This window comes from Flavobacterium pallidum, assembly GCF_003097535.1.
GTDB classification, from domain to species: Bacteria; Bacteroidota; Bacteroidia; order Flavobacteriales; family Flavobacteriaceae; genus Flavobacterium; species Flavobacterium pallidum.
Map to the genome: position 1 here is coordinate 3,487,636 of NZ_CP029187.1, position 11,628 is coordinate 3,499,263.

Below are 11,628 nucleotides of genomic sequence, written 5' to 3' on the forward strand. Positions count from 1 at the left end.
AGAAGGTATAAACGCCGAACAGCTTTTTGTTTACTTTATTATTTTAAGCCTGCAAATTTACAATTATTTTTTAATAAACAAACTGTTGCGTTTATTTTTTTGAATAATATGCCTTCCTGTTTTTTTCGGCTGTGAGCAGCGGAATTATTATATTTGCAGATTAAAACCACAAAACACCAATGACTGCAATCGTCAAGAAGACCGGATTACAATTCGGAATTGCTTTAGGAACATTATTAATCTTATTGTCGGCCTATATTTATTTTAAGGACTTGAGTTGGTTTAACAATGTGGTTGTCGGTATGTTAACTTTGCTGGTCATCGTGCTTTTCGGAACCGTTGCAGGCATTATCGTCCGGAAAAAACTGGGAGGATTTATCACTTTCAGGGAGGCATTCGCTACTTATTTCCTTACTATTTTCATTGCCCACGCCATGCAGTGTGTGTTTGCTGTGTTCGTGACTTCATTCATGCTGACTCCTGAAACGAAGGTTTCGATGAAACAGGAAATGTATGCGTTCAACCTGAACCTGATGAAGCAAAACCTGGCTCCCGAAGCCGACAAGGAAAAAATGACCAAAGCGTGGCCAGCCTACGATCCGTTTTCCGTAAAAGAAGTCATCACGCCATCCATATTGTATTTACTGCGGGATTGCCTGTTCGGGTTCCTTGCGGCATTAGTAATCCGAAATAAAAGAGCCTTAATTTAATGAATATTTCCGTCGTCATACCGCTCCTGAACGAGGAAGAATCACTCGTGGAACTCCACAAATGGATTGTCACCGTGATGAAATCGCACCATTTCTCATACGAAGTCGTTTTTATCGATGATGGAAGCACGGATCGTTCCTGGGAAATCATTGAAAAATTATCTTCTGAAAACCCGGAAGTGAAAGGCATCCGTTTCCTTACGAATTTCGGGAAATCACAGGCGTTGCATGCCGGTTTCGCCAAAGCTGAAGGCGATGTCATCATCACTATGGATGCCGATTTACAGGACAATCCTGAAGAAATCCCGGAATTGTATGACATGATTGTCAAGCAAAAATTCGACCTGGTTTCTGGTTGGAAGAAGAAAAGGTATGATTCTGTGGTTTCAAAAAATTTACCGTCGAAGTTATTCAACTGGGCCGCAAGGAAAACTTCCGGCGTACAATTAAATGATTTCAACTGCGGATTGAAAGCCTATAAAAAAGTAGTCGTAAAGAACATTGAAGTTTCCGGCGAAATGCACCGTTACATCCCTGTTCTGGCAAAGAATGCCGGATTCGGGAAAATCGGGGAAAAAGTCGTGAAGCACCAGGCCCGGAAATATGGCGAGACGAAATTCGGGATGGACCGGTTCATCAACGGTTTCCTGGATTTGATTACGATTTGGTTTTTATCACGGTTCGGCAAACGCCCGATGCACCTTTTCGGGGCGCTGGGATCGATGATGTTTATCATTGGATTTCTTGCCGCGGGATTTATCGGAATCAATAAGTTAATTCGTTTATACAATCACAAACCGACGGTTTTGGTAACAGAAAACCCGTGGTTTTATATCGCGCTGGCAACAATGATTATCGGAACGCAATTGTTTCTCGCGGGATTTTTGGGCGAGATTATCTTGCGTACGAAAAGCAATGAAGGACGGTACAAGATATCTGAAACACTGAATTTACAATAAGACGGGGAACGCTTAGCCCCGATTGAAGCGGCATCCTTTTTCCTGTTCCTTTAACAGGAAAAAGATACAGCGGAAAGCGGGAACGGCTCCAAAAAAATAAAAATACAATGGACAAACAAATCTTAGACAAGGCAAACGAATGGCTCACGCCCGTTTTTGACAATGCGACTCAGGAAGCCATCAAAAAAATGATCGCGGATTCGCCAAAGGAACTCGAAGAAAGTTTTTACAAAAACCTGGAATTCGGGACCGGCGGGATGCGCGGCGTAATGGGTGTGGGTACCAACCGCATCAATAAATACACTTTAGGAAAAAACACGCAGGGACTTTCGGATTATATGCACAGTGTTTTTGCGGGAAGGGAACTAAAAGTGGCGATTGCTTATGATTGCCGTCACAACAGTGATACTTTGGCAAAGACCGTTGCGGATGTTTTTTCTGCGAATGGCATCAAAGTATACCTTTTTTCAGAATTAAGGCCGACACCTGAATTGTCGTTTGCATTGAAATACCTGAAATGCCAGGCTGGAATTGTATTGACTGCCTCGCACAATCCACCGGAATATAACGGCTATAAAGTATATTGGGAAGATGGCGGGCAGCTTGTGCCACCGCAGGATGGCGAAATCATCAAAGTGATCGAGGCTACGGAATACGGCGCTATTAAATTTGAAGCAAACAACGATCTGATTGAATATATTGATCACGAAGTGGATGAGGCATTTAAGAAATCCTCTATCGAAAATGCCAGTTTCAATACACCGCAGGAGGCAAAGGACGCGCTGCAGATTGTATTTACGCCTTTACACGGTACGTCAATCACCGCAGTTCCGGGCGTTTTGGAAAGTGCAGGGTATAAAAACGTGCATATCGTTCCGGAGCAGGCCGTTCCAAATGGCGATTTCCCTACTGTAAAATCCCCGAATCCCGAAGAGCCCGAAGCTTTGACGATGGCTTTGGCCCTGGCCGATAAATTAAATGCCGATATTGTTGTGGGAACCGACCCGGATTGTGACCGACTCGGTGTTGCCGTGCGTAACAATGACGGCAGGATGATATTGCTGAACGGAAACCAGACGATGGTGCTGATGACGCATTTCCTTTTAGAGCAATGGCGGAAAGCCGGGAAAATCAACGGAAAGCAATTCATAGGGTCTACGATTGTTTCCACCCCGATGATGATGGAACTGGGCAGCGCATATGGCGTGGAATGCAAGGTGGGGCTGACCGGTTTCAAATGGATTGCCAAAATGATCAAGGATTTTCCCGAATTGCTGTTTATTGGTGGTGGCGAGGAAAGTTTCGGGTTTATGGTAGGTGATGCGGTTCGTGATAAAGATGCTGTGGCAGCAACATTACTGGTTTGTGAAATCGCAGCATTGGCAAAAGCCAAGGACAGTTCAGTTTACAAGGAATTGTTACAGATGTATGTCGATTTCGGGTTTTACAAAGAACATTTGGTGTCGCTGACGAAAAAGGGCATTGAAGGATTGGCGGAAATCAACCGCATGATGGTCAATATGCGCAACAACCCGGTGCAGGAGATTAACGGTGAAAGGGTAATTGTCGTGGAGGATTACAAAAACTCAACAGCCAAAAACCTGCTCACAGGTGAAGCTGAAACGATGTCCATCCCAAAATCAGACGTATTGATCTATTATACCGAAGACGGTGCGAAAATTGCAGCCAGGCCTTCGGGAACCGAGCCGAAAATCAAATTCTACATCAGCGTGAATGCTGAAATTTCCAGCACAGACGATTTTGCGGAAGCGGAAAAACAGCTTGATGCCAAAATAAAAAATATCATTTCCGATTTAGGGATACAATAGATGGATGAAAATATAAAAAAGATTATCCCTTTTGCGAAAAAGTACAAGGCGAATGTAGTTTGGAATATCATCCACAACATTTTATATGCGCTTTTCGGGACGATTGGTATGGTGATGATTTTTCCGGTGCTGAAAGTACTTTTCGGTCACGGGGAAAAAGTAACACAATTGCCTGAATACAATGGATTACTGCATATTGACACCTACCTGAATGATACGCTTTTTTATTATGTAAACTATTTATCGAGCAAATACGATCCAAATTATGCATTGCTGCTGACGGTTTCTTTGGTGATCATTACGTTTCTTTTCAAGAACCTTTTCGGATATCTTGGATTGCAGCACCTGACAAAAGTCAAAACCGGCGTGCTTCGGGACTTACGCGAAAAAATGTTCAAAAAAATCATCGAGCTTCCCGTACCTTATTATTCTGAGAAGCGGAAAGGCGATGTGATGGCGCGCATGCTCGGTGACGTGAACGAAGTACAAAATTCATTTTTCATGGTTTTGGAACTTATCGTAAAAGAACCGCTGACCATCCTGTTTTCGTTGATTGCCATGATTAATATCAGTTGGAAACTCACATTGTTTGTGTTTATATTCATCCCGATTTCCGGATTTGTAATTTCAAAAATCGGAAAGTCGCTTAAAAGCAAATCCGCAAAGGCACAACAGGAAAACGGACACCTGATTTCAGTAGTCGAGGAGACACTTTCTGGATTGAAGGTCGTAAAAGGCTACAATGCGGAGCATTATTTCACGACGACTTTTAACGATTCCATCAACCGACTTTACAGGATCACCAACAGCATCGGGAAGAAAAACAACCTGGCTTCGCCCATGTCGGAATTCCTGGGCATCATCGTGATTTCGATTTTGCTTTTTTATGGCGGTAACCTCGTATTGGTTGATAAATCTTTGGATGGCGAATTGTTTATAGCTTACATTGCGCTGGCTTACAACATCCTTACACCCGCAAAATCCATATCCAAAGCATCTTATCAGGTGAAAAATGGCCTTGCCGCTGCCGAAAGGGTCTTTGAGGTCCTTGAAGTGGAAAATTCCATCACAGACAAACCTGATGCGATTGCCTTACAGGATTTCGGGCATGAAATCCAATTGAAGAATATCAATTTTTCTTACGAAAAAGAGACCGTTTTAAAGGATTTTTCGCTTACCATCCCCAAAGGGAAAACTGTCGCATTGGTAGGGCAATCCGGAAGCGGAAAAAGCACCATTGCCAATCTGCTGACGCGTTTTTATGATGTCCAGCAAGGCGAAATCCTGATCGACGGACACAACATTAAAGATGTCACGATGCAGTCATTACGTGGCCTTACCGGACTGGTGACACAGGACAGCATCATGTTCAATGGCACCATTAAAGATAACATACGCCTTGGAAAACTGGATGCCACTGACGAAGATGTCATTGAAGCCCTGAAAATCGCCAACGCCTATGAGTTCGTAAAGGATTTGCCGGAAGGCATCCATACGAACATCGGCGACAGTGGAAATAAATTGTCAGGCGGGCAGAAACAAAGGCTGAGTATTGCGCGCGCCGTGCTGAAGAATCCGCCGATCATGATATTGGATGAAGCTACGTCCGCATTGGACACCGAAAGCGAAAAATTCGTACAGGTGGCTTTGGAAAATATGATGCAGCACCGCACTTCGGTAGTTATTGCACACAGGCTTTCGACCATCCAGAAAGCAGATGTCATCGTTGTCATGCAAAAAGGACAGATTGTCGAAATGGGCAAACACGAAGAGTTGATGCTGTACAACGGTATTTATAAGAAACTGGTTGAAATGCAAAGTTTTGAATCCTAAAAGACAATCTATGAAAAGGGAATATTTCGGAATGCTATTTATCATCATTTTTACTGGTATATTGATTTTAAGCGACTACCTTTTCGGAGGCGCGGCGTGGGATTATTTCCAGAAGTACATTGTCATCTGGGTATTGATTGCATTTTATGCCGGCCAATATTCGATGAAATTCCCTAAAGCCTTTTAAAATGTACATCCATGACGACAATATCAAGTTGCCAGACGATCCGGAAACGGTAGTATGGAAATACCTTGATTTGTCGAAATTCGTCGATTTGCTGCTTTACAAAAAACTGTTCATGTCGCGTTCCGATAAATTCGAGGACCAATATGAAGGTACTTTCAGCGAACCCACCTTCGAGGAAATCCGGAAACTCTCGATCAACAACCCGGAATTCCTTGATTATTACAAAATCCACCGGCAGCAGGTGGTCATCAGCAGCTGGCATATCAATGAATACGAATCGTTTGCGATGTGGCAGATCTTTACCCAGAAAAGCGAAGGCCTTGCCATACAATCGACCCTGGGAAGACTGCAGGAATCGCTATCCGAAGAAAAAGACTACGAACAGCATATCGGCGAAGTGAATTATATCGATTACAAAAAAGAATACATCCCGTTTGAAAATGCGTTCTTCCCGTTTTTATTTAAGCGGAAAAGTTTCCAGTATGAGCGTGAAGTCCGCATCATTTCCGACATGACACCTTACAGCATGAAAATCGATAACGGCGTGAAGATCGACATCGACATCTGCAAACTCATCGAAAAAATCTACATCCACCCGAAATCGGAAAACTGGTACAAAAACCTCGTCATCGAACTGGTAAATCGCCTGGGCTTCAATTTTGATATTGAAAAATCGGATTTGGAGAGCGAGATTTTGATTTGAATTTTCATGAGCTATTCCGGCTGTCCGCTATATCTTTTGTGCCGAACCCCGGCTCAAAAGGATGCCGCTCCCATCCGGGCTAAGCGCACTTCCTCCCAAAACATTTCGCGAAATTTTTCCTAAAATAATCTTTCTTATAAGCTTTTGCGTATGTAAAGTTTTTTCTACATTTGCACCCTATTCTTAAACAGTCTAAATAAAATGAAAAACATTTATTTGTTTTTATTGCTCTTCGCCTTCGCCTCCCATGCCCAAACCCAACAGGAAATTGACCGTCAAAAACTTAAGGAGGAAATCAAAAAGGAATTAAAAGAAGAGCTCAAAGCTGAAGTTAAGAAAGAGATCGCCAACGAAAATTTATCGGTATTCAACTGGGGGAAATTTGACCTCAATGGCTATGGCGTGGTCAATTACTACAACTACAATTATGACACGGACAGGAACCTGAAGGACAAGCTCGACGCGGAAAGGCTGAACCTGTACCTCGGTTACCAATACAACAGATGGATCCGTTTCCAGTCCGAAATTGAATTCGAACACAACGGTACCGGCTCGACGCTGGAGCTCGACACCCAGGAGGAATTCGGGGAATACGAATCTGAAATTGAAGCCGGCGGTGAAGTAAAAGTAGAGCAGGCTTACATTGAATTTGGCATTACTCCTGCCTTTACCATCCGTGCAGGGCGCGTAAAGGTCATGTTCGGGCTTGCACAAAGCCTCGACGATCCAGATGATTATTTCACAACGCACCGTCCTGAAATGGAGAATGAAATCTTACCATTGGGGTGGTACGAAAACGGGATTGAGTTCAGCGGGAATTTTTACAAAAATAAGTTCGAATACCGTTTTTCCATTACCGGCGGACTCGACGCAACCGGCTTCAGCTCGCGCGGATGGATCAAGGATGGTTACCAGCAGCGTTTTGAAATGGCCAATGCAGAGTCCTTCGCATTCATGGGGCGCCTCGATTATAAATTTGGAAGAAGCGGTAAAAACTACGTCGGGATAGCGGGTTATGTAAACGATGCCGCAGCCAACCGCCCGAAGAACGATATGAAGGAAACTGCCTACGTCAAGATGGGTGAGGTACACGTCACTTACGACCAGAACTATTTAAGGTTCAATTCCATTTTTCTTTTCGGCGATTTGGAAAATTCAGATATCGTGTCCAGGAGGAACGCCAGCCTATCCAATACTTTAGGTGTAAAACGCACTCCCGTTGCCAAAAACATGATCGGTTTTTCTGCGGAAGCGGGCTACGACTTAAGGCACTTCTGGGAGCCAAAAACAAGAAGATACATCTACCCGTTCGTGCGCTACGATTATTATGACACGATGCGCAACGTGGAAGGCAATGTGGTCGACAATCCGCGCTGGGAAAGAAGTTCCATCACCGGCGGGGTGAACTGGTACGTGCTTCCGCAGATTATCGTAAAGGCACAATACTCGAACCGCAGGCTGGGCTCGCAGAATGTCAACCCATCCACACTGCTGTTCACGGGTGAAAGGCAAAAAGAAAACACATTTTCAACAGGAATCTCATACGTATTTTAATAACAAACTATTTTTATTATGAAAAAAAGAATCTTCACCCTGGCGATGTTTGCAATGGCTTCTGCAGCTTTTGTAAATTGCAGCAATAACAACGATGGCACTATAGAAAACCCGAACGGCGCTTTATATGATGAAGTCCTTACAAACGTCGCAAATAACGTCATTGTTGAGACTTACGACGAACTGAATACCAAAGCCACTGCGCTGAAAGCGGCAATAAATGCCATGACATTCCCTGTAACTGAAAACCAGCTTGAAGCGGTTAAGGCGGCCTGGCAGGCTACACGCGCACCGTGGGAACAGTCTGAAAGTTTTCTTTACGGACCGGTAGGAATCGAGGAAGTAGTAGATCCTGCAATAGATTCATGGCCAGTGGATGTGGCTGCGATCGAGGTAATCAAAAACAACGGTGCTGCCATTACGGCAAGTTCTTTAGCCACCAATGATGATGCGCGCGGTTTCCATACTATCGAATATTTCATCTGGGGCATCAACAGCAACAAAGCAGCAGCGGATATCACTGCAAGGGAAGTGGAATTCCTGAAAGCGGCTGCAGATGATTTACAGCAAAACACTCAAAAACTATACGATGCCTGGAAAACAGGCGGTGGCAATTATGCGGCCAATTTCTCTAACGCAGGTGGCACTGGAAGTGTATACCCTTCGCAAAAAGCAGCTTTGGATGAGATTTCGCAAGGGCTTTCCGGTATCGCAACCGAAGTGGCCACAGGAAAAATCGAAGAGCCTTTGAACGGGAACGGCAACGCTCCAAAACCCGAAGCAGAAGAGTCACGCTTCAGCAACAACTCTAAACTGGATTTTGCAAACAACATCCGCAGCATCCAGAATATTTACAGTGGTGACTTTAATGGTGCGACAGGCAAAGGCCTTACCGATGTCGTTTCTCTTGTAAATCCAACCCTTGATAATACCATCAAGACCAAAATTGCTGACGCTATCAGCGCTATTGATGCCATTCCGGGTACTTTCACCAATGCCATCACAAACAACAGGACTGCAGTACAAAATGCGCAAACCAAAGTGAACGAACTCAAGACACTCCTGGAAAGCCAACTGCAACCGCTGATCACTAACTTACAGTAAAACCAGGGAAGCTCCTTCCGGGGCTTGCCACTTTTCAATTTGCAAAATGATTCGAAAACTGTATCCAATCCTTTTATTGTCACTAGCTTTAACTTCCTGTTCAGAAGACCATGACAGTGACTATGAAAACATCGATTTGACTGAACGCATCAATGCCGGCGGCGAAACCACTATTTTCTCCACCACCACGAATGCCTTCAGCAGCCCCGCCCCTAACCTTACGGCGGCGGAAACTGACAATCATTTCATAGGGGATTTGCTTTTCGAAGCCAGTTTTGTGACTGCTCCGGCACAGGTCAATCCTGGCTTAGGTAGCATTTATAACAATTCTGCCTGCATCAATTGCCATCCGCGTGATGGGCGCGCTAAACATCCGACCAATGTAAATTCGGCTAACGGATTATTGATGCGCGCCAGTATCTTCGGCACAGACGAGCATGGCGGGCCTGTGGCTGTTCCGGGATTCGGATTGCAGATACAAAACCGTGCCATCAGCGGATACACTCCTGAGGCGGAATATATCGTTACTTATACAACCAAAACGGAGACTTTTGCCGACGGTACCACAATAACGCTAAGGAAACCTGACATTACATTAACTGACACGTATATCCCGCTTCCTGCCGGGGTGATGCTTTCCACGAGGTTGGGCACCCCGATTTTCGGATTGGGATTATTGGAAGAAGTGCCTGAAGCAAACATCACTGCACTGCAGGACATCAATGATGCCGATGGCGATGGGATTTCAGGAAAGGCCAATTTTGTATGGAATCCATTCACGCATCAGACGGAACTCGGCCGTTTCGGATGGAAAGCTAATACTGCCAGCGTGATTGTGCAATGTGCCGGGGCTTATGTGGAAGATATGGGGATTACCAATCCTATTTTTACGTTGGAATCCGGCCATGGGCAAACCAATGGCGGCATACCTGGCACTGAACCTGAAGTATCTATGGAGACGCTTGAAAAAGTGGCGCTTTACTGCAAAACCCTTGGCGTGCCTGCTGCACGGAATACCGATAAGAAGGAAGTAAAAAACGGCGCGAAACTCTTTGCACAACTGGATTGTGCCAAATGCCACGTGCCCAAGCAGGTTACCGGCAATGCATCGGTTGCCGCGCTGTCAAATCAGACTTTCTTTCCTTACACCGATTTACTCCTGCATGATATGGGGGAAGGCCTGGCAGACAACCGTCCGGATTTTATGGCAACGGGCACCGAATGGAAAACACGCCCGCTTTGGGGCATCGGGCTGACGAACCTCGTGAACGGCCACACCGATTTCCTGCATGACGGCCGCGCAAAAAACATCGAGGAAGCCATCCTGTGGCATGGTGGAGAGGCAGAAAATTCCAAAAACAAATACAAGAACCTCAACGCGAAACAGCGCAGCGACTTACTGGAATTTATCAATTCATTATAAAAAGAAAATCCGGCATTCACCGGATTTTTTTTTGCTTCACGTATCAACGAAGGGCTTAAGCAGGCTTCCTTATGTCAATCACCCGGCGAATACATGCTGCCGCAGCAGGACGAGATCCATAAAAATGTATCTATTACGTAAGCACGATATGCTATTACGTAACGGAAACAGGTGATTTCGTAACAGCGACGTTCTATTGCGTAACAACGGTAAGTGATTTCGTAAAGGCAATGTTCTATTACGTAATGGCAATAGGTGATTTCGTAACCGGGACGTTCTATTACGTAAAAACGAGTATATATTACGTATTTTTAATTGATTGTCAGGAATTTTATAACAATGCAGAATTTTCAGGCTTTACTGTGTAAAAAAATTGTCTGCTTTTTAATTTATCAACTACATGATACATAGGCTTTACTATATGACTATGTGGTAAAATAACCATGGACAATTTTTCGCAAAATTCCGATGGTCATTTAAGTTTGCCTCCTGCTGCAGGTGATAAAAAAAACCTTCCAGAAAATAACTGAAAGGTTTTGATTATTAGGGTTGTTGCCGTGTTAATTTACAGGATCGTAATTCTCAGGTTTCCATTCCTTTGTCATCAGGTCTACGAAATGGTATTTTACGACATCGTCCTTGTCAAATTCACCGTTCTTGTTGGTGTCCTCAATAGTACGGAAATACAGGCGGTTCTTTGACTCGACCACATTCCAGTCGATGAGTTCCTGGAAATCGCCCGAAAGCTTTGTAAACCTAGTCCCGCTGATGTCGCTGATGTATAAGGTCTTGATATCGCTGGCATCGAGCCTGCCGTCTTTGTTGGTGTCCATATCAGACAATGAATAGACCATCAGCTGCAGCCTGGATTTTGCCGCAACGGTATTCAGGTAGGCTGCGGTCTGGATGCACACGGGTTTTGTGGCCAGTGGACGGATTGTGGTAGAATCGATGTGCTGGAATTTCAGGTTTTGCAGAAATCCTGTGATTTCAAAAAGGTTGTAATTCGAAACAGAAAAGCTCACACGCTCCGCAGCCGATGAATTGGCAGCCGTCTTGGACCGCCCTTCGTAAATCCTGTAATCGCCGATGGGGTGGATCAGGTATTTGGTGCCCTCCATCTGGATGGGGAGGTCGGCAATCTTGATCTGGGACGAATCGGATTTTACCTCCGCCTGTTTTCCTTTGTTATTGTCGGTATACGTGACCTTTGGCTTCTCGGGCTCATTTTCTTTACAGGCGGCCGCCAGGAATAATAACCCCAGTGCGATATATCTTGGTGTGAATTTCATATGCATAATTTATAAGGATATCAAATATACCATT

General features: G+C 44.5%; 10 protein-coding genes. 9 read left to right on the forward strand and 1 reads right to left on the reverse strand.

Going from position 1 to position 11,628, the window contains the following annotated elements; translation table 11 throughout:
- Positions 1 to 179 precede the first annotated feature (179 nt).
- From HYN49_RS14845 to HYN49_RS14880, 9 genes are all read left to right on the forward strand, one after another.
- Positions 180 to 710, forward strand: coding sequence for a DUF4199 domain-containing protein (locus HYN49_RS14845; RefSeq protein ID WP_108904846.1), 531 nt, complete (start codon positions 180 to 182; stop codon positions 708 to 710).
- Positions 710 to 1,669 (forward strand): glycosyltransferase family 2 protein, encoded by a 960-nt coding sequence (locus HYN49_RS14850; protein WP_108904847.1) that lies wholly within the window; start codon positions 710 to 712, stop codon positions 1,667 to 1,669. Before HYN49_RS14845 ends, HYN49_RS14850 begins: the two co-directional genes overlap by 1 nt.
- 107 nt (positions 1,670 to 1,776) lie before the next feature.
- Complete coding sequence (locus tag HYN49_RS14855) at positions 1,777 to 3,498, forward strand: phospho-sugar mutase (RefSeq protein ID WP_108904848.1); 1,722 nt, start codon at positions 1,777 to 1,779, stop codon at positions 3,496 to 3,498.
- Positions 3,499 to 5,331: an ABC transporter ATP-binding protein gene (locus tag HYN49_RS14860; protein WP_108904849.1), complete on the forward strand. Its 1,833-nt coding sequence runs from the start codon at positions 3,499 to 3,501 to the stop codon at positions 5,329 to 5,331.
- A 10-nt stretch (positions 5,332 to 5,341) separates the two neighbouring features.
- The gene (locus tag HYN49_RS15205) at positions 5,342 to 5,518 is read left to right on the forward strand and encodes a hypothetical protein (RefSeq protein ID WP_181368975.1); all 177 of its coding nucleotides are present in this window, start codon (positions 5,342 to 5,344) and stop codon (positions 5,516 to 5,518) included.
- A gap of 1 nt (position 5,519) precedes the next feature.
- Positions 5,520 to 6,221: a DUF2971 domain-containing protein gene (locus HYN49_RS14865; RefSeq protein ID WP_108904850.1), complete on the forward strand. Its 702-nt coding sequence runs from the start codon at positions 5,520 to 5,522 to the stop codon at positions 6,219 to 6,221.
- A 201-nt stretch (positions 6,222 to 6,422) separates the two neighbouring features.
- Complete coding sequence (locus tag HYN49_RS14870; RefSeq protein ID WP_108904851.1) at positions 6,423 to 7,775, forward strand: porin; 1,353 nt, start codon at positions 6,423 to 6,425, stop codon at positions 7,773 to 7,775.
- Between the two features lie 18 nt (positions 7,776 to 7,793).
- Positions 7,794 to 8,879, forward strand: coding sequence for an imelysin family protein (locus tag HYN49_RS14875; RefSeq protein ID WP_108904852.1), 1,086 nt, complete (start codon positions 7,794 to 7,796; stop codon positions 8,877 to 8,879).
- A gap of 76 nt (positions 8,880 to 8,955) precedes the next feature.
- Complete coding sequence (locus HYN49_RS14880) at positions 8,956 to 10,302, forward strand: di-heme oxidoreductase family protein (RefSeq protein WP_317045849.1); 1,347 nt, start codon at positions 8,956 to 8,958, stop codon at positions 10,300 to 10,302.
- 560 nt (positions 10,303 to 10,862) lie between these two features.
- Here HYN49_RS14880 and HYN49_RS14885 read toward each other — a convergent pair.
- A complete protein-coding gene (locus HYN49_RS14885; RefSeq protein WP_108904854.1) occupies positions 10,863 to 11,594 on the reverse strand; it encodes a CREC-EF hand family protein in 732 nt (243 codons plus the stop codon).
- Positions 11,595 to 11,628 lie beyond the last annotated feature (34 nt).